The organism is Candidatus Didemnitutus sp. (assembly GCA_019634575.1).
Classification (GTDB): Bacteria; Verrucomicrobiota; Verrucomicrobiia; order Opitutales; family Opitutaceae; genus Didemnitutus.
Map to the genome: position 1 here is coordinate 2,842,680 of JAHCAY010000001.1, position 17,990 is coordinate 2,860,669.

Genomic DNA, 17,990 nt, shown 5'->3' on the forward strand with positions numbered 1-17,990 from the left:
CGGACGCGGCGTGTGGCGGCAAGCGCGCCGCGGCTCCGGCGATCAGCCGGCGATCACCGCCTCGCGCACGAGGGCGGCGATGGGGGCGGGGAGGGGCAACGCGAGGGCGAGTTCGTGGGCGCGCGGGCTCATTTTTTTCCACGTCTTGCGCAGGATCTCGATGAACTTCTCGCGCGGGTAGTCGGCGTGTTGCGCGGCGAAATCGCCGATCTCGTTCTCGAGGAACACGAGGCACGCGGCGTCTTCGAGCGCTTGCGTGCCGGGGTTGGTCTTCAGCGCGGTCTTCGAAACCCACGTGTAAACCTCGTCGGCCTCGCCCGCTGGAACGCCGCCGGCGAGGAGCAGCTCCCGCGCGCGGCCGGCTTGTTTCACATAGAGCGATTGGCGCCACTTGAGGTAGCCGACCTTGCCGTCGGGGAACGTCGTGCGCGGCACGCTCCAGCGTTCGAGGTGCTGGCAACGCGCGGCGAGGCGCAGCAGCGGCGTGGCGTCGGGCACGACGCGCGCGACCCACGCCTCCATGCGCTCGGCGTAGACGAGTTCCGCGGCGCGGCCATCGGCCGTTTTCTTCGGATCGGCAGCGTGGGAGGCGTCGATGAGCGAGCGGGCGGCGGCGTAGGCGTCGGACATGGCCGAGAGCGAGACGGGCGCAACCGGCGGCGGCAAGCGGGCGGTGCGTCACGCCGCTCCGCGCGGTCCGCGTTCGACGCATCGGGCTTGCCGTCAGCGCCGGGCTCGCTCCCTTGTCTCGCGCGCATGAGCGAACCCACCCCGACCGATGTTCGTGTCCAGCTCGACGCCGTTTATCGCGCCGAGGCGGGGCGCGTGTTGGCCACGCTGGTGCGGTTGCTGGGAGGCTTCGAGCTCGCGGAGGACGCGATGCACGAGGCGTTTCGCGCGGCGGCGGAGCGTTGGCCGGTGGAAGGATTCCCGCGGAATCCGCGCGCCTGGCTCGTGTCGACGGCGCGCTTCAAGGCGATCGATGCGCTGCGGCGGGAGTCGCGATTGGACGCCGCGCATGTTCCCGTGGCCGAAGCGTTGCACGGCGCGAGCGCGAGTGCGCCGCAGAGTGATGAGGACGTGCCGGACGAGCGGCTCCGGCTGATTTTCACCTGCTGCCATCCGGCAATTCCGCCGGAAGCGCGCACGGCGCTGACGTTGCGCGAGCTGTGCGGGCTGACGACCGAGGAAATCGCCCGCGCGTTCCTGACGACCGCGCCGACGATCGCGCAGCGCATCGTGCGCGCGAAGGCGAAGATTCGCGAGGAGCGCATTCCTTACCAAACGCCGACGGGTGCGGAGTTGCCGGAGCGTTTGGGCGCGGTGCTCGCGGTTGTCTACCTGCTCTTCAACGAGGGCTACGCCGCGTCGTCGGGCCCGGACTTATTGCGCGCGGAATTATCGGCGGAGGCGATTCGGCTCGGACGCATGTTGTTCGAACTGCTGCCAGAGCCGGAGGTGATGGGCTTGCTCGCGCTCATGCTGCTGCAGGAGTCGCGGCGCGCGGCGCGCGTAGATGCGGCAGGCGAATTGGTGCTGCTCGAGGAACAGGATCGCGCGCGCTGGGATGCGGCGGCCATTCGCGAGGGCGTCGGGTTGGTCGAGCGTGCGCTGGCGACGCGGCGCTTCGGCGCCTACACGCTGCAGGCGGCGATCGCGGCGGTGCACGCCGAGGCGCGTTCCGCCGCGGAGACGGACTGGCCGCAGGTCTGCGCGCTCTACGCGGCGCTCCTCGAAATGCAGCCCTCGCCGGTGATCGAGCTCAACCGCGCGGTGGCGGTCGCGATGCAGCGCGGGCCGGCGGCGGGGTTGGCGCTCATCGACGCGCTCCTCGCGCGGGGTGAGCTGCAGGATTACGATCTGGCGCATGCCGCGCGCGGGGACTTGTGCCGCCGGCTCGGCCGGCGCAACGAGGCGCGGGAGGCCTACGCGCGCGCCCGCGCCCTGGGCCCGGCGGAGGCCGTGCGGCGGTTTCTGGAAAAACGGCTGCGCGAACTCGCGTGAAAAATTTCCGCTATCGCGTCGAATTGAGCTGCGCCCAGTCGACCAAGTAACGGAACTCCGCCCAATTCCGGGCGCGTTCCCACCTCCTAGATCCACATGAAATACATCTGCCTCGGCTACGCTGATCCCCAAATCTTCGCCGCGCTTTCCGAAAAGGAAATGAATGCCGCGATCGACCGCTGTTTCACCTACGACGACGAGCTGCGCGCGAAAGGCCATTTCGCCGGCGGGCACGGTTTGCAGCCGCCGCAGAGCGCGATGACGCTGCGCTCCGTCAACGGGTGCGTGGTGGTGACAGACGGACCGTTCACCGAGACCAAGGAATACCTCGGCGGCATCCTGATCCTCGAGGCGCGCGACCTGAATCACGCGGTCGAACTGATCTCGAAGCATCCGGGCGTCGGCTTCGGCCCGTGGGAAATCCGCCCGGCGGCCGATCTCGACGAGATGCTCCGCGAGAGCGAGAAGCGCCGCGCGACGAAGCCGAAAGCGTAGGAAAACCAGGCGGTAGCTGCGCGGGCATTACCCGCTCGCGTGGCGCGGCTTCGCGCGCACACTGCGCGACCGATGACCGAGGACGAAGCCGATGCGATGCAGGCGCGCAGCGATTTGTTGAACGACCGCGTGCAAGCGCGGCTCGCGCGCGAAGGCGCGGAGAACTACGCGCGGATTTTGCAGGAGGAGATCGAGCGGCTGAACCGCGAGCATCCCGCACCGCCGCCGACGCCGGAGCAGCGGGCGCGAAATCAGGCATGGCTGGAGAAATTCAACTCGGGACAGGCGGGAACTTCGGCCGGCGAAACCGAGGACGACGAGCAGCCCCACGAGCACGCGTGGGTGACACGCTTGGCCGAGTTCCTCGACCGCTGTCGCGCCCGTGCCGAGTCGGAAAACTGGATTCCGGAGGACGCGGTCCCGGAGCATCCGGTGAGGGAATTGATCCACGCGCTCGAGCGCGCGACCGTGAAACTCACCGTCGCGCTCAACGGCCGACGCTGGCCGCCCGAAAGTGACTTCGTGGCGCTCACGATCCCGCCGTTGAAGAAAGTTCGCGAGTATCTCGACGACGCGCTGCGCGCCGCCGAGTCGTGCGAAGAGGAGGCCTTGCTGGATCCGGCGCAGCTCAGTGCGATCCTGCGCGACGCGGGCGAAATCGCCCAGCAGATCGACGCGCGGATCGCGGAGTTGCGAGCAAAGCTGGAGCGCGGAGCGAGGTGAGCGCTGGAAACCGGACGGACTAGATATCGGCGGACTCCAAATGGTGCTTCAAGGTGCGCCAGTTCGGACAGAGTTGATCCAACAAGCGGAAAAAGGAGCGGTCGTGATAGGGATGGGACAAATGGCAGATCTCGTGCGCGACGACATAGTCGATGCACGCGGCGGGTGCCTTCACGAGATGGGGATTCAGGCGGATCGTGCCGTCGCGCTGCGAGCTGCCCCAACGCTTCGGCATGCGCAGCAGCCGCAGTTTCGGTTCGGGCAGCCGGTGTTCGCGACACCAGGACTTCCAGCCCGCGAGTCGTCGCGTGAACTGCTCGATCGCCTTCGTCCGATACCACGCGGCCAAACTGGATTCGACCGCGGTCTCGATTCGCTCCGCGACGATGATGTGAAAGCGTCCTTCGATCAGACGGACGCCCGGGTTGGAGCCCGTTTGAATCTTCAAACGGTATTGCCGCCCCAGATAGCGATGCGTGGCGCCGCTGACATAACGGAGGGGAGTGCGGGCTTGGTTGAGGTCGGCGAATTTTCGGCGCTGAGTCGCGATCCAGCGCAGCCGGTGTCTCACTTTTTCTCGCAAGACACGATGCGTGGCGTCCAACGGCGAGGAGAGTTCGACGCTTCCGTCGGGCAGAACGCTGATAGCCAGTGTTCGCCGATCGCTGCGATGCACGCGACATGGTCCGGCGGCGGTGTGGATGATCTCGCCACTAGACATCCTGCGTGCGATTCCGCGCGATGCGCAGGCTGGTTTCGACGATGGCGTCCATCTGCACCAGCGTAAGCTTGAAGCCGCGCTCGTCCTGCAACCGGTAAAGAAAATCGTCCATTTCGTTGCGCATGCGGTTTTGGGCATCGACGTTTTCCCGCCAGCGGACGACCGCGTGTCGGGTGATGATGCGCTCGATCTCGCACGCCGCCTCCGCGAGGATTTCTTCCACGCGCGGTGTGGGCCGGTGACCTGAATACGGCGCGGGATCCTCCTCAACGTGAGTGGCCGCGCTCGCGCGCACGGACTCGGCGAGCTGCTCCTTCAGTGCGCCGTAAAAAGCCCGGGCGAGGTCGCGCTCGCGCAGGGCGGCGGGAGCGTCGTCGCGGCGCCCATCCCGGACCTGTTGCATGATCTCGGTCACGCGCGCCAGGTATTGCGCTTCGGTGAGTCGGGCTTGGTGGTAGTCCTCGATCGCCTGCGACAGCAGTGTGGAGAATTTCCGGTAGAAGAACGGGTCTTCGTCCATCTTTTCGGTGATCGTCCGTTTGGTGCGATGGACGATCACATCGGCCTTGGCGCGGGGCGACTTCATGGCGTCGATCTCCCGGGCAAAGGCGGCGCGTTCGAAGATGTTCACGGGATCCACCACCTGCACGACCTCGTCGGCCTGCACGTAGGTGCTGAGCATTTTTTTGATCTGCGGCTCGTAGTCGCGATAGTCGATCTCCTCGGCGTAGCGAAGCTTGATCGCCGCGCGCACGCGCTGGAAGAAGACCGCGTCGCGCTTGTAGCGTTCGATCGTGGCCGGAGCGGTGGCGTCGAGCCACGGCAGCGAGGTCAGGGCGATTTTCAGCAGCCGGCAAAACCGTGACAACCGGCCGTAAAACTCCTCGCGCTTGAGCGGATCCGCGAGCGCCACCTCGTAGGCTTCCTCGTCACTCGCGTTGGAGACGTCGCGGAACAGGTCCCACACGGCGTCGTGGCAGGCGGGCAGGCGCTTGAGTTCCTCGAGGACGTTGGCGAGCGCGCCGTCGAGGTCGTCGGCATCGAATTTGCCTTCGAGGGAGCTGTAGAGTTCGAGCGCTTCGTTCAGTTCAGTGATGACGCCGTAGTAGTCGAGGATGTGGCCGAAGTCCTTGCCGGGGTGCAAGCGGTTCACTCGCGCGATGGCTTGGAGCAGGTTGTGCCCCTCGAGCTTTCGGGCGATGTAGAGCACGATGTTGCGCGGAGCGTCGAAGCCGGTGAGCAGCTTGTTCACCACGATTATGATATCGGGCGTCTCACCGTGCTTGAATCCTTTGATCAGCGCCCGGTTGTATTCCTTCTCGTTGCCGAAGCGCCGCATCATCTCGTTCCAGAATTGCTGCACGCTCTCGTCCGCGGGCTCGTCGTCCGCGCTCTCCCGATCGTCAGGCGCCGAAATCAGCACCGCGGAAGTCACCTGGCCGAATTGGTCGAGGAAGCGCTTGAGCAGGAGCGCCTCCTTTTTGCCCGGCGCGGCCAGCTGGCCTTTGAAACCCGAGCCCTGCCACGTCCGGGAAAAGTGCTGCGACACGTCCCAAGCGATCAGGTAGAGCCGGCTTTCGAGGCGGTTGAGTTCGTCGCGGGAGGCGAACTTCCGCTTCAAGTCCGCGCGCTGTTCGGGGGTGAGGCCGGCGCACATGGCGTCGAACATCCGGTCCACGGCGGGCTGATTCACGTCCTGCATGACGTGGCGGCCCTCGTAGAGGAGCGGCACGACGGCTTCGTCGGCGACGGCGTCGCGAATGGTGTAGGCCGGCTCGATGAAGCCGCCGAAGTGTCGCGCCGTGTTCTTCTCCTCCTTCATCAGCGGCGTGCCGGTGAAACCGATGAAGCACGCGCGCGGCAGCGCCTGGCGCATCTGGAGATGGGCTTCGCCGTAGTGGCTGCGATGGCTCTCGTCCACGAGGACGAAGAGATCGGCGTCTTCGTTGCGGACGACATCCTTGCCGCGCGCGGCGGTTTCGAACTTGTCGAGCACCGTCGTGATGACCGACACCCGGTCGTCGGCGAGCAACTCGGCGAGGTGCCGCCCGGTGCGCGCCTGCACGGGGTCCTTGCCGCACTGGTGAAACGTCTTCCAGATCTGCTCGTCGAGATCGACGCGGTCGGTGACGAGGACGATGCGCGGATTGGGAATGCCTTCCTCGAGCGCGAGCGCCTTGCCGAGCATGACCATGGTGAGCGATTTGCCGGAGCCCTGCGTGTGCCAGACCACGCCGCCTTTGCGCCGGCCGTCCGGATCGCGCTGCCGGATGCGCTCCAGCGTGCGGCGAACGGTGAAATACTGCTGGTAACGCGCGATTTTTTTCACCGTGCCGCCTTCGTCGAAGACGATGAAGCGCTGCGTGAGTTCGATCAGGCGCTCGGGCCGGCAGAGCGCGTGGAGCAGGCGATCCTGCCCCGTGACGGCGCGCGGGGCCGCCGCCAAGGTCTCGAAGTGCGCGCGCGCGTAGGCGAACTGCCCGCGGAACAGCTTCTCGTGCTCCGCGCGGCGCGGCGGCTGGTTGACGAGCGCGTGGAGCGCGGCCTCGTCGTGCTCCTCCTTCCACTTGGCCCAGAATTTCGGCGGCGTGCCGGTGGTGGCGTAGCTGCCGTCGTTCTTGTTCACGGCGAGCAGGAGCTGCGCGTAGAGAAAGAGGTGCGGGATCTCGGCATCCTCCTGGTTGCGGCGCTGCTGGCGGACGGCGGCGGCGACGGCGTCCTTGGCGTCGGGCCGCTTGCACTCGATGACGATGAACGGGATGCCGTTGACGAAGCACACGATGTCGGGCCGGCGCGTCTCGTGACTGGCGGTGCGGGCGACTTCGAACTCGGCAGTGACGTGGAAGACGTTGTTGCGCGGGTGCTCCCAGTCGACGTAGCGCACGGTGTGACCCTTGGTCTCGCCGTCCACGGTCTGGTCCACGCTCTTGCCGAGGGTGAGCAGGTCGTAGATTTTCTCGCTGGTGCGGCCGAGGCCGTCGTTGACGGGCTGGTTGCGCAGGGCCTCGACGGCGGTGGCGATGGCGTCGTCGGTGAACGGCCGCTCGCGCCCTTTGGTGCGCACGCGATTGAGGCGGCGCAGCTGGGCGGCCAGCACTTGTTCGAGCAGCACGCGGCCGGTCTTGCCGCTGCGCTCGACGGCCACTTCCTCGGGGCTCACGTAGGTGTAGCCGAGCTGTTGGAGCAACTGGACCGCCGGGATCTGGCTGATGTGGTCTTCCTGGACGGGCGGCGGGGTCATGACGGAGACGGGTTGGCGGTCGGGGCGGCGGGCGGCACGCGCCACGAGTGCGGGCAGACGACGAATTTCCCGCTCGGCAGGCGGACGGCTTCGGGAAACTGGTTTTGCGCGTAGCTTTCCCGGCTGAGGGTGAACGAAGCCGGCACGAGTCGCGCCAGCTCCTTGTTCTTTCGGTCGAAAGGAAAGCCGAAGCGCAGGCGTTTGCCGGGAAACAGCTCCTGGAAAACGGGCACGACCGGCGCGTAGTCGGCGTCGCCCGAGACGATGATGGCGGTGTCGAACTCGTCGCGCGCCGCGTGGGCGAACACTTGGGCGACGATGTGCACGTCGGTGGCCTTCTCCTGCCAGATGCGGGCGTAGTCCTGCAGCGACTCGACCCAGATATTCTTGGGTTTGAAGTGGCCGAAATGCACGCGCACGCCGGTGGCGGTGAGCGCCCGCACATAGGCGCGATGGCGGGCGAGGCGTTCCGGCTTGGTCAGCGCCAGGTGCTCGGCGTAAGCGGTGAAAAAGTGGACGCCGGCGAGCCGGGCCGCGGTGCCCTGCGTGTAGAGGTGGGCCGTCGCCAAGGCGGACAAGTCGAGCCACTTGACCGGCGCCACGGCCTCGGCCCGCAGGGCGGCCTCCAGCGAATGGTAGAGGTTGAACCCATCGAAGAAGAACATCACCCGCGGAGCCGGAGCGTTCATGGCGCAGCCTCCTTCCGGGCAAAAAGAAGCCCGCCGGTCGTAACCGGCGGGGGGCCGACATGGCGCGGCAACGAAGTCCGGCACACGTTCGGGGATGATGCCGCACGAAAACCCAAGCACCGGGCACTGTCAAGGTGCGCGGCGGCCGGTGGGGGATTCGAACCCCCGAGGGCGGAGCGCGCGGCGTGGCCGCGGTCCGGGTCCAATCGGGGCGTGGGCATTTTCACGAGCGGGCGGAGTCAGGCGGGCTTCACGCGGAGGCGGCCGGTGAGGAGTTGCTGCATGAGGCCGCGCTTTTGCTGGTCGAGCGCGTCGCGTTGCCGGCGCAGGAGACGGAGTTCGGCGTCGGCGGCGTCGAGGATGTCGCCGATGCGCCGCTGTTCGGCGACGGGCGGAACTGCGAGTTCGATGTCCAAGAAAGCCGTTTTACTCAGGACGCGGTTCCGACCGGCGCCTCCCGGAGAAGCCAGTCCGCAGTCGAACACGAAACGCTTCGTCAAGATGTAGTGCCGCAGAAATGACAGGCAGGACTCAGCCTCATTGACGCGGAACGCGGGGAAGCGGTGAGAAACCAAAGCGCCATTGGCCTCCGGCGGAACAATAGCAACCGCGCCTTCCCAAGCGAAGGTGATGTTCACCACCAAATCGTCGGTCCGGATTTCATACAGCTCTTCGAGGGCGATGTCCTTCGGTTCGAAATCCCGTTTCAGGAAAATGCCGCGGCCGTGACTGCGAACACCGGCGGCCAAAAACGAAGCGTTCGGTTTGGGCACGGGTCGGGTAATCGGTTCGAGTAGAGAACCGAGGCGTCGGCGTTGCCACACACCGCTCGTTTTCGGCAGACGGCGTTTGCCGGAGAGGAGCTGCTGCATGAGGGCCTGTTTGCGGCGCTGCTTGGCGGCGAGGAGGGCGTCGAGTTTCTCCAGCGCCTCGTCCCACGTGCCGAGGATGGCGGCGATCTTTTGCTGCTCGGGAAAGGTAGGGCATGCAATTTCCAGCGACAGGAAGGCAGGCTTCGAGATGTTCTTCATCGAGTCGCTGGTCCCGGTCGCCAATCGGATGAGATGTGTTCTAACCCGCTGCGTTTGGAGAACCTGAGCTAGCCAAGCCGTTGCGACTTGATCGGGGTGTTTTAGGACGATTTGCCACAGCTTATCTGGCAAGAAGAGATGCCCGTGTTCCGAAGTAACGAGCGCACTGTCACCCACGAGGGAAGGGGTGTTGCTGCGACTCACCAAGATAGAGCCTTTGCGGGGCCGAGTTGCTGCTCTTGAGATGTCGCGCCCAAGAATGCGTTTGTTCTCTGACGGAATAAACCGTCCTTCGGAAACAGCACTGACTTTGAGCACTCCAGCTTCTGGCGGGCGAGCGGGTTCATCTTCACCGTTAACACTCACGCCGGCTTCGAGTTCATGGACCAGATCGTCCAATGATTGCAGAGCCCATTTCGGAGGAAGTTTCACTTTCCGGCCTCCGATTTCTCCCGCAGCTGTTTCTCCGCCGCTTCGAGTGTGGCGAGGTCCGCGCGGTCGGCTTCGAGGGCTTCGGTGGCGCGGCGGCGGGTGTCGAATTCCTCGTAGCGGTTTTCGGCGACGTGGCGGGCGTGTTCGTGGCTGACGGAGCCGGCGCTCGCGAGCACGGAGCGCTCGTTGAGCTGGAGGAGGCGGTCGACGTGGGTGCGCCAGTCGGCGAGTTGGAGCGGTTGTTTCTGCAGCGTGCGCAGTTCGCCGAAGTCGAGGAACATGACGACGAGGCGGTTGAGCACGTCGATCTCGTCGCGGGTGAGGTAGTTCTTGGCCACGATGACGTCGTGTTTGCGCACGCGGGAGCCGCTCCAGGTTTGGAGGGCCATGTTGGGGCGGGCGGGATCGGCGCGGGCGACGATGAGCTCGGCGGCGGTCTGGCGGGTGACGGCGAAGAGCATCTTGTTCTGCACCTCGGCGAAGAAGCGGGTGGCGGCGTCGGGGTCGGCGGCGTAGTCGGTGCTGAGGGCGAAGAGGTCGCGGACTTTTTGGTAGAAGCGTTTCTCGGAGGCGCGGATCTCGCGGATGCGCGCGAGCAGTTCGTCGAAGTAGTCCCAGCCGCCGGGGTTTTTGAGGCGTTCGTCGTTCAGGACGAAGCCCTTCACGAGGTATTCGGCGAGGTGGGCGGTGGCCCATTGGCGGAATTGGGTGCCGCGGGGGCTTTTGACGCGGTAGCCGACGGCGAGGACGGCCTCGAGGTTGTAGAGCTTGGTGCGGTAGGCCTTGCCGTCGGCGGCAGTGATTAAGGATTCCTTAAGAACTGAAGGTTCCTGCAGTTCACCGTCCTTGAAGATGTTGCGGAGGTGGATGTTGACGTTGGGCACCGAGGTGTCGAACAGGTCGGCGATCTCGGCTTGGGAGAGCCAGACGGAGCCATCCTCGGCGCGCAGGCGGATATCCGGCCGGCCATCGGCGGTGGAGTAGAGGATGATCTTGGAGCCAGCGGCGGTCATCGAGGAATCCCCTGCGAAGGGCCCTTGGGTTTGAGCGTCGGCAGCGGCCGCGCAGACGGAGCGTTTGGCTCGTCAGGCCCGCGGGATGGCCGAATCGGATTTTGCGGTGGATCCAGCTCTGAGCCGATCGAGTGGTAGACGGCGGGGTTGGGAATGATCTCAGCCAAGCTCAGCTGGACGGCGTGCGCGTAGCTGATGTGGGCGGCGATGAGGTGCCGGTAAGGTTTCGCGCCGGCCTTGGCCTCTTTCACGACGTCGCCGGCGAAGTCGAGATCGTGGCCGAGGAGGTAGCGCTCGAATTGTGCGGCGAAGCGGACGCCGGAGGCTTCGATCGCGGCGGTTCGGGTATGTAGTTCGATGACCAAATCGGTCGGAACAACCAGAGCCCGAACCGGGTTTCCGCCGGATTTGAGCGGCACCGGCGTCTGAGAGTAGAGCAAAACGTGATGATGCCGGGTGGCCTCGCGATGGCGCTTCAACTGATCGAATCGGATCTCGGCGTATTTCTCTTTGCCCGATTCCGCGTAGGAGCGCTTGGCCTCGAGGGAGGTGAAACCGATGAGGGTTTTCCCCGGAGAGAGCGTGAGTTTCACGAGAATTCCGATGTCGCCGTAGATTTTCTCCTCACCGCCGATGAAATCGTAGCAATCGAAGAGCACGCGGGCGCCACCGACGGTGGAAATCGCCTGAGTGGCGAACGCGAGTTTCAGCTCGACGAGCAATGCGGCAGTGAGCGGGGGTTCGCGTCGCCACACACCTGTGACGGCGTATTTCGCCAACGCGTCTTCGACGACTTGCTCGAGCGTTTCGGGAGTGGGTTGGGATGGAACGGTGCTCATAGTCCGAGTTCCTTGAGGTAGCTGTCCATTTTCCGGCGGACGGCGTCGAGGTCGTGTTCGAGGGTGGCGATTTCCTGTTTCACGGCGGCGAGGTCGATCTCGGCTTCCTCCTCGAAGGTGTCCACGTAGCGCGGGATGTTCAGGTTGTAGTCGTTGTCGGTGATTTCCTGCGGCGTGGCGCGGTAGGCGTATTTTTCGACGGTCTTGAAATCCCGGTAGGTGGCGACGATGCGGGCGATGTGGTCGTCGGTGAGCCGGTTCTGGTTCTTGTCCTCGGCGTAGTCGCGCGAGGCGTCGATGAAGAGGACGTCGCCGTGGGTCTTGCCCTTGTTGAAAAGTAGGATGGCGGCGGGGATGCCGGTGCCGAAGAAGAGATTGGCGGGCAGGCCGATGACGGCTTCGAGGAGGTTTTCCTGAATGAGCTTTTGGCGGACGCGGCCCTCGGCGGCGCCGCGGAAGAGCACGCCGTGGGGGACGATGACGCCGACGCGGCCGGTGCCGGGGCGGGCGGTCTCGATCATGTGGGTGATGAAGGCGTAGTCGCCTTTGCTGCGCGGCGGGAGGCCGCGGTGGTAGCGGTTGAACGGGTCGGCGCCGGCGTCTTCGTGGCCCCATTTTTCGAGCGAGAAGGGCGGGTTCGCGACGACAATGTCGAACTTCAGGAGCCGGTCGCCTTCGACGAGGCGCGGGTGGCGGAGGGTGTCGCCCCACTCGATGCGGAAGCTGTCCATGCCGTGCAGGAACATGTTCATGCGGCAGAGGGCGTGGGTGGTGCCGTTGGATTCCTGGCCGAAGAGGGCGAAGTCGCGCTCGTCGGCTTCGCGGCCGACCTTGATGAGCAGGGAGCCGGAGCCGCAGGCGGGGTCGCAGATGGTGTCGCCCTTCTTGGCGGCGAGGAGTTTGGCGAGGAGCGTCGAGACCTGGCCGGGCGTGTAGAATTCGCCGGCTTTCTTGCCGGCGTCGGAGGCGAATTTTTCCAGGAGGTATTCGTAGACGTTGCCGATGACGTCCTCGGAGCCGACGACGGAAGGGCGCAGGTCGAGGCGCTCGTCGTTGAAATCCTCGAGGAGGTGCTTAAGGCGCGCGTTGCGGTCCTTGGTCTGGCCGAGCTTGTTTTCGGAGTTGAAGCTGACCTCGCGGAAAACGCCTTCGAGTTTGGCCTTGTTGGCTTCCTCGATCTGGTCGAGGGCAATGTCGATGCGCTGGCCGATGTCGGGTGCGTTGCGCTGGGTGTAGAGGCTGTCGAAGTCGGCTCCGGCCGGCAGAACGAAGCGCTCGCGGGAGAGGCGGCGTTGCACGCGCTCCTCGTCGCCGCCGAACTCGGCGAGGTAGCGGGCGCGGTGATCTTTCAGGACGTCCGAGACGTATTTCAGGAACAGCATCACGAGGATGTAGTTCTTGTAGTCCGACGGATCGATGACGCCGCGGAAGGTGTCGCAGGCGCGCCAAGCGACCTCGTTGATTTCGCGTTGGGAAAATTTCATGGGGAACAGCGGGTCAGGAAGAGTGGCCGGCGAAAGCGCGGTGATGGAGGAGTTCGTCGAAATAACGGGAGCGAAGGTCGGCGAGGCGGGCGGAGAGGGCGCGCTCCTCGGCGGTGAGACGGGCGAACTCGACGAGCTTTCGCTGGACGTCGAGCGGCGGCAGCGGAACGTCGATCTCGGCGAGATCGGTCAGCTGGATCAATTGCACGTGGCTGCCTTTGCGGCGGGTGTCGAAGTAGCGGCGGATCCGTTCCGAGCGCAGGAACCACGCGACAAAGTGGGGATCGACGGCGGGATCGACCTCCAACACGAAGAATTGCGTGCCGACGATCGCGTTGGAGAAGGGCAGGTCGTAGGCGGCGGCGGTATTGCGGCCGCCCCGCGCCGCCACGATGACGTGGCCGGCATGGAGGAATTGCTCCGGGGCAACGCGATCGCGCGGCTGGATCGAAATCACGGACCCTTCTGCGATCGTCCCATCCTCCGACACATCACCAATGCGGATCAGGCGGAGTCGGCCGTTTTCGGAAGGGCGCGCCGAGTCTTGCCCTCGAAGGGTCACTCCGGCGCGAACGCGACAGAACTGGGAGATGAACGGCACGACAGACACTCAGTAGTGTCAGTCGTGCGTTGTAAAGCTACAAATCAGTATTTATGCATCACGAGCACCGCTACTGATTCAGTAGACCTGCTCTTCGAGCAGCGCGAAGAGTTCGGCTTCGGTGATGCGTTTCTGGCTCATCGAGTCGCGCTCGCGGAGAGTGAAGGTGTCGCCGGGCTTTTCGATCGTGTCGAAGTCGATCGTCACGCACCACGGCGTGCCCGCCTCGTCCTGACGGCGGTAACGCTTACCGATGGCGCCGCCGTCGTCGTATTGCACGGCGTAGCGTTTCTTGAGTTTCGTGTAGAGTGCCTTGGCGCGGCTGGTGAGCGCTTCCTTGTTCTTGAGCAGCGGGAGCACGGCGACCTTCGTCGGGGCGATGCGCGGGGAGAGGCGGAGCACGGTGCGCTGCTCGACGTTGCCCTTCTCGTCCTTCACGTCCTCGACGTCGTAGGCGGAGGCGAGCACGGCGAGGAAGATGCGATCAACGCCGACCGCAGGCTCGATGACGTGCGGGACGACTTTGGCCTTCGCGGCTTCGTCGAAGAACACCTGCGGCACGCCGGAGAATTTCTGGTGCTGCTGCAGATCGTAGTCGGAGCGCGCGGCGATGCCCCAGAGTTCCTGCACGCCGAACGGATACTTGAACATGATGTCCACCGTGCGGCGCGAGTAGAACGCGAGTTTCTCCTTCGGGTGCTCGTGCAGCGAGAGGTGCGACTCGGGCAGGCCGATGGACTTCAACCAGTCCTGGCACCACTTCAGCCACTCCTCGTGGCAGGCGAGCCAGTCGGCGTCGGGGTGGATGAAGTATTCCATCTCCATCTGCTCGAACTCGCGGGAGCGGAAGATGAAGTTGCGCGGCGTGATTTCGTTGCGGAACGACTTGCCGATTTGCGCGATGCCGAAGGGGAGCTTCACGCGCGTGGTGTCCACGACGTTCTTGAAATCGACAAACATGCCCTGCGCGGTCTCGGGGCGGAGGTAGGCGACCGACGAGGCGTCCTTCAGCGCGCCGACGTTGGTCTCGAACATCATGTTGAAGGCGCGCGGCGGCGTGAGGCTGCCGGGCTCGCCGGTGGCGGGCGAGGGGATGAGCGGGATCTCCTCGGCGGTCGCTTCGGTGAACTCGCGGATATGGACAGGACGTAGTTTGCCGCGAATGCCTAGCTTACGTTTAAGCTTCTCCGCGTTTTCTTGAAGTTCCTCCGCAGTGCGTTCGCTTTCGAGAGCCGAAACATAGCCAATGCGAGCGTGTAGGTCGCGTTCTGGCCCGAAGAACACGTTAGCGGCTTTGCTTTCGGACATGAGTCCTTTGTGAAACAGAGCTTCCGCGGCATCGAAGGCCTCTTTGCTTTCGAACTCCACAACGACCGCCGCGAAAAACAACTGGTCCGCGCGATACCGCTGCTTGCTCGCCTTGCAGTCCACGAGCGGGTCGGTGAAGCCGGCGACGTGGCCGGAGGCTTCCCAGACCTTCGGGTGCATGATGATCGAGGTCTCGATGCCGACGACGTCGTCGCGGCGGTGCACCATGTCGCGCCACCAGCACTCGCGGATGTTGCGCTTGAGCTCCACGCCGAGCGGACCGTAGTCGAAGAATCCGTTGAGGCCGCCGTAGATTTCGGACGACTGGTAGATGAAGCCGCGGCGCTTCGCGAGCGACACGAGGGCTTCCATGAGATTCGGGTTTTCGGTGGAGTTGTTGGACATGGTTGGATTTCCGCCCTGCACTGGATGTGACGAGCGGTCGGCCAACAAAGCCGGCGCGCCGAGGGCGGTCAATGCCGCTGTCGGTCAGCGCACGGCGCCAAGCGCACCCCGCGGTCGCGGCTACTTTTGCGCGGTTGCGGTCTGCGCGAGGATTTCGCGGATGGCGGCGATCACGAGATCGGGGCGCTCTTTCTGGATGTAGTGCCCGCTGTCGGGCACGAGGCGGAATTGCGTGCTCGGCGTGCCGGCGACGAGTTCGCGCTGATGGCGGACTTTGAAGGCCACGAAGGACTCGGACTCGCCCAGTTGCGGGCGTTGGGCGGAGAGCAGGATGGCCGGGCAACGCGGCGCGGGCGCGGCGTGCCATTGGCGCGAGGTCTCGGGGAGCGAGCGGAATTCGGCTCCGCCGGTCGTGGCGGCTTGGAGCGTGAGGAGGGTTTGCAGCAGCGCGTATTGCGCGGGCTGCTCGGCTTTCATGTTCGTGGTGTGGTCGGGCGGCGTGGGATCGACCAGCACGAGGCCGGCGACCTCGTCGGGATGGAGCTTGGCGAAGAGGTGCACGTAGAGCCCGCCGAGCGAGTGGCCGACGAGCACATAGGGCGGATGCAGCCCCTCGGCGCGCAAGCGCTCGCGCAGCTCCTCGATGGCGCGCGCGCCGCTGCGGTCGCCCAGAGCGGGCAGGCTTACGCCGTAGCCGCGCCGGCTGTAGGTGTAGATGCGCGTGTCGTTCGCGATGGCGGGCGCGACTTGGCTCCAGACCGAGGCGCCGTCGCCCAAGCCCGCTTCGAAGACCACGGTCGGGCGGCCGGTGTCGCGGCCCGCCGTGCCGGAGCAGGAGTCGGCTGCGGCACTGCCGGCGGTGGCGGTTTGGCAGCCGCCCAGAGCGAATACGAGCAGCGCAACGCCGCCAAGAAAGAGGCCGCGCGACACGCCGGCGCGGGTGAAGGGAACGCCGGCGACGGACGCCGCGGAGGAACGATTCATAGCTGGTGGTGTAGGACTCGCTGCGACCCGCTCCTCCGTGAAAGGTTGCGTGAAGAAACGCACGCGTTCGCGCGGGTCGCGCCGATCGGCGCGTGGCCCCGATAGTCGAGACGAGTGCCGCGATTTTTGCGTGAAGGATCGGGCACCGGGCACGGCGCGCTAATTTTTCTTCGGAGCGGGCTGCGTCGAGCTGCCGGAGCGGTCGCGCGCTTCCGAGGAGGAGCTGCTGAGGTATTCGACGACCTGCAATTCGCCGTAATGCACTGTGCCGCGCGGGCCGAGCGGGGTGACGGTGCGCACGGGGCGCGGCGTTTCGCGGCCGAGGTGTGGACCGGCGATGGCGAGCATGGCGGGCAACACGTCGGGCAGCGTCACGCCGTTGGTCGGGCAGGCGATGCGGGTGATCCAGAGGTGGTCGAGCGTCACGGTCGGGTTGCGCTCCATCGCGGCGAGGTCGTAGGCGGTGACGACGGCGATGTAGTAGCTGTCGGCGCCGGCGGCGTAGAAATCCCGCGCCTCGTGATCCATCAGCCGCATGGAGAAAGAGGACGGCATCAGGCTGCCGTTGTAGTTATCCTTCGTGATGCCGAGCTTCTCGCCGCCGAGGAAGCGGACGATCTGCTGGCGGTTCATTTGCGCACTCGGGAAGCCGAGTTTCATCGACGGGCGGATGTCGGCGTTGAGCGTGCCCCAGGCGAACACGAGCACGAGCGTGGGCGGCGGAGTTTTGTCGGAGGCGGGGAGGTAGCCGAGTTTGGCGAGTTCGCGGGCGATGATCTGCACGGCGACGTCATCCGGCGGCGTGGGGTCGCCGGCGATGGCGGCGCCGATGTCGCGGTGGCCGAGGCTGACGGCGCGGTAATACTGCGGCTGTTGCGGCGTGGGTGACGGGTAGGCGCGGCCGCTCTCCGTCATGTCGGTGACGGTGTAGATATCGAGCGCGCGCGGCCCGTGGAGAAAATCGAACGGGCCCGCGTGCGCCGCCGGCGCGAGGGCGAGGGAGAGCAGAGCGAGATTCGCGACGAGGAGTTGGGGCAGGCGGGTCATGGGGTGTTTTCAGCGTTTCGGTTTCCGGGCGTCCTTGGAGCGGTCGAGCACTTCGAGCGGCGCGTTGCCGAGGTATTCGACGAGCTGCAACTCGCCGAGCTTCACGTTCGGTTTGAATTTCTCGGAGGCCGACATCCAGACGGGCCGCTCGGTCTCGCGGCCGAAATGCGGGCCGGCGATTGCGAGCATGGTGGGCATCGACTCGCCGAGGACGAAGCCGAGCGACGGTGTGGCGATGCGCGTCATCCAGAGCAGGCGCTTCTGTTTGTCCTTCAGCGCGTGGAGATCGTAGGCTCTGACGACGATGATGTAGAAATCTTCCTGCGAAATCTCGTAGAGGTTCCGGGCGTCGTAGCTCATCGTCATCAGGCCGGTGACGGGCGTGGTGAGCGGGTCGAAGAAGTCCCGGGTGAAGCCGACCTTGGCGCCGCCGAGGAAGCGGACGATTTGCGGGCGGTTGCGGATGACGCCCGGAGCATCGGGGTCGGTTGGCAGGACGTCGCTGTTGAGCGTGCCCCAGGTGTAGGCGAGGACTAGCGTGGGCGGCGGGGATTTGGGCGTGGCGGGCAGGTAGCCTTGCTTGGCGAGTTCCGTCGCGATGAAGCGCAGGGCGTCGTGGGTCGGCGGCTCCTTGATGCCGCCCATGGGGGCGCCGAGATCGCGGAAGCCGAGGCTGACGCCGACGTAGTATTGCGGGTGCTCTTTCGAGGCGGCGGCGATTTTTTTGCCGGCCGGCGTCATGTCGGTGACGGTGATGACCTCGAGATCGCGCTGGCCGAGGAGCAAATCGAAGAAGCCGCGAGCGCGCAGCTCGCCGCCGGCGAACAACAGGACCGCGACAGAGACAGGCCGGACCCAATGCATGGCTGGAGAAAGTTGACGGCGGCGATCTTCCTCCGGTTTCGCGGGCGACGCCATCCTGAAGACGCGGCAGAGCGAGCGTCGTGCGGCGCGCGTTTTCGGCGGGAGCTTG

General features: G+C 65.5%; 16 protein-coding genes. 3 read left to right on the top strand and 13 right to left on the bottom strand.

The window, feature by feature from the left end; translation table 11 throughout:
* Positions 1 to 42 precede the first annotated feature (42 nt).
* Positions 43 to 630 (bottom strand): DUF4202 domain-containing protein, encoded by a 588-nt coding sequence (locus KF715_11895; protein ID MBX3737388.1) that lies wholly within the window; start codon positions 628 to 630, stop codon positions 43 to 45.
* A gap of 126 nt (positions 631 to 756) precedes the next feature.
* On the opposite strand from KF715_11895, the gene KF715_11900 reads away from it, so the two are divergent.
* The 3 genes from KF715_11900 to KF715_11910 all read left to right on the top strand — a co-directional run bounded on the left by KF715_11900 (position 757) and on the right by KF715_11910 (position 3,222).
* Complete coding sequence (locus KF715_11900) at positions 757 to 2,004, top strand: RNA polymerase sigma factor (protein ID MBX3737389.1); 1,248 nt, start codon at positions 757 to 759, stop codon at positions 2,002 to 2,004.
* Positions 2,005 to 2,100: 96 nt separating this feature from the next.
* The gene (locus KF715_11905; GenBank protein MBX3737390.1) at positions 2,101 to 2,499 is read left to right on the top strand and encodes a YciI family protein; all 399 of its coding nucleotides are present in this window, start codon (positions 2,101 to 2,103) and stop codon (positions 2,497 to 2,499) included.
* Positions 2,500 to 2,571: 72 nt separating this feature from the next.
* Positions 2,572 to 3,222, top strand: coding sequence for a hypothetical protein (locus KF715_11910; protein MBX3737391.1), 651 nt, complete (start codon positions 2,572 to 2,574; stop codon positions 3,220 to 3,222).
* A 19-nt stretch (positions 3,223 to 3,241) separates the two neighbouring features.
* On the opposite strand, the gene KF715_11915 is transcribed toward KF715_11910, so the two are convergent.
* The 12 genes from KF715_11915 to KF715_11970 all read right to left on the bottom strand — a co-directional run bounded on the left by KF715_11915 (position 3,242) and on the right by KF715_11970 (position 17,881).
* A complete protein-coding gene (locus tag KF715_11915; protein MBX3737392.1) occupies positions 3,242 to 3,943 on the bottom strand; it encodes a M48 family metallopeptidase in 702 nt (233 codons plus the stop codon).
* Positions 3,936 to 7,184, bottom strand: a complete 3,249-nt coding sequence (locus tag KF715_11920; GenBank protein MBX3737393.1) for a type I restriction endonuclease subunit R — start codon at positions 7,182 to 7,184, stop codon at positions 3,936 to 3,938. The genes KF715_11915 and KF715_11920 overlap by 8 nt, the downstream gene beginning before the upstream one ends.
* Positions 7,181 to 7,873, bottom strand: a complete 693-nt coding sequence (locus tag KF715_11925; GenBank protein MBX3737394.1) for an NYN domain-containing protein — start codon at positions 7,871 to 7,873, stop codon at positions 7,181 to 7,183. Before KF715_11925 ends, KF715_11920 begins: the two co-directional genes overlap by 4 nt.
* A gap of 239 nt (positions 7,874 to 8,112) precedes the next feature.
* The gene (locus KF715_11930) at positions 8,113 to 9,336 is read right to left on the bottom strand and encodes a restriction endonuclease subunit S (protein ID MBX3737395.1); all 1,224 of its coding nucleotides are present in this window, start codon (positions 9,334 to 9,336) and stop codon (positions 8,113 to 8,115) included.
* Positions 9,333 to 10,349, bottom strand: a complete 1,017-nt coding sequence (locus tag KF715_11935; GenBank protein MBX3737396.1) for a virulence RhuM family protein — start codon at positions 10,347 to 10,349, stop codon at positions 9,333 to 9,335. The genes KF715_11930 and KF715_11935 overlap by 4 nt, the downstream gene beginning before the upstream one ends.
* Positions 10,346 to 11,188: a hypothetical protein gene (locus tag KF715_11940; GenBank protein ID MBX3737397.1), complete on the bottom strand. Its 843-nt coding sequence runs from the start codon at positions 11,186 to 11,188 to the stop codon at positions 10,346 to 10,348. Before KF715_11940 ends, KF715_11935 begins: the two co-directional genes overlap by 4 nt.
* Positions 11,185 to 12,672, bottom strand: a complete 1,488-nt coding sequence (locus KF715_11945) for a type I restriction-modification system subunit M (protein MBX3737398.1) — start codon at positions 12,670 to 12,672, stop codon at positions 11,185 to 11,187. The genes KF715_11940 and KF715_11945 overlap by 4 nt, the downstream gene beginning before the upstream one ends.
* Positions 12,673 to 12,685: 13 nt before the next feature.
* On the bottom strand, positions 12,686 to 13,129 hold the full coding sequence (locus KF715_11950; GenBank protein MBX3737399.1) for a hypothetical protein: 444 nt from the start codon (positions 13,127 to 13,129) through the stop codon (positions 12,686 to 12,688).
* A gap of 222 nt (positions 13,130 to 13,351) precedes the next feature.
* Complete coding sequence (locus KF715_11955) at positions 13,352 to 14,986, bottom strand: glycine--tRNA ligase (protein ID MBX3737400.1); 1,635 nt, start codon at positions 14,984 to 14,986, stop codon at positions 13,352 to 13,354.
* Positions 14,987 to 15,106: 120 nt separating this feature from the next.
* Positions 15,107 to 15,970, bottom strand: a complete 864-nt coding sequence (locus KF715_11960) for an alpha/beta hydrolase (protein ID MBX3737401.1) — start codon at positions 15,968 to 15,970, stop codon at positions 15,107 to 15,109.
* Positions 15,971 to 16,129: 159 nt separating this feature from the next.
* Positions 16,130 to 17,017: a hypothetical protein gene (locus KF715_11965; GenBank protein ID MBX3737402.1), complete on the bottom strand. Its 888-nt coding sequence runs from the start codon at positions 17,015 to 17,017 to the stop codon at positions 16,130 to 16,132.
* A 9-nt stretch (positions 17,018 to 17,026) separates the two neighbouring features.
* Entirely contained in the window at positions 17,027 to 17,881 is an 855-nt protein-coding gene (locus KF715_11970) for a hypothetical protein (GenBank protein MBX3737403.1), read from the bottom strand.
* Positions 17,882 to 17,990 lie beyond the last annotated feature (109 nt).

What these genes read in the sequence shown, in the direction of transcription:
- KF715_11970 (MBX3737403.1), bottom strand. Translation starts at nt 17,881, where the DNA reads ATGCATTGGGTCCGGCCTGTCTCTGTCGCGGTCCTGTTGTTCGCCGGC.
- KF715_11920 (MBX3737393.1), bottom strand. Translation starts at nt 7,184, where the DNA reads ATGACCCCGCCGCCCGTCCAGGAAGACCACATCAGCCAGATCCCGGCG.
- KF715_11905 (MBX3737390.1), top strand. Translation starts at nt 2,101, where the DNA reads ATGAAATACATCTGCCTCGGCTACGCTGATCCCCAAATCTTCGCCGCG.
- KF715_11910 (MBX3737391.1), top strand. Translation starts at nt 2,572, where the DNA reads ATGACCGAGGACGAAGCCGATGCGATGCAGGCGCGCAGCGATTTGTTG.
- KF715_11935 (MBX3737396.1), bottom strand. Translation starts at nt 10,349, where the DNA reads ATGACCGCCGCTGGCTCCAAGATCATCCTCTACTCCACCGCCGATGGC.
- KF715_11965 (MBX3737402.1), bottom strand. Translation starts at nt 17,017, where the DNA reads ATGACCCGCCTGCCCCAACTCCTCGTCGCGAATCTCGCTCTGCTCTCC.
- KF715_11925 (MBX3737394.1), bottom strand. Translation starts at nt 7,873, where the DNA reads ATGAACGCTCCGGCTCCGCGGGTGATGTTCTTCTTCGATGGGTTCAAC.
- KF715_11900 (MBX3737389.1), top strand. Translation starts at nt 757, where the DNA reads ATGAGCGAACCCACCCCGACCGATGTTCGTGTCCAGCTCGACGCCGTT.
- KF715_11945 (MBX3737398.1), bottom strand. Translation starts at nt 12,672, where the DNA reads ATGAAATTTTCCCAACGCGAAATCAACGAGGTCGCTTGGCGCGCCTGC.
- KF715_11960 (MBX3737401.1), bottom strand. Translation starts at nt 15,970, where the DNA reads ATGAATCGTTCCTCCGCGGCGTCCGTCGCCGGCGTTCCCTTCACCCGC.
- KF715_11940 (MBX3737397.1), bottom strand. Translation starts at nt 11,188, where the DNA reads ATGAGCACCGTTCCATCCCAACCCACTCCCGAAACGCTCGAGCAAGTC.
- KF715_11895 (MBX3737388.1), bottom strand. Translation starts at nt 630, where the DNA reads ATGTCCGACGCCTACGCCGCCGCCCGCTCGCTCATCGACGCCTCCCAC.
- KF715_11915 (MBX3737392.1), bottom strand. Translation starts at nt 3,943, where the DNA reads ATGTCTAGTGGCGAGATCATCCACACCGCCGCCGGACCATGTCGCGTG.
- KF715_11955 (MBX3737400.1), bottom strand. Translation starts at nt 14,986, where the DNA reads ATGTCCAACAACTCCACCGAAAACCCGAATCTCATGGAAGCCCTCGTG.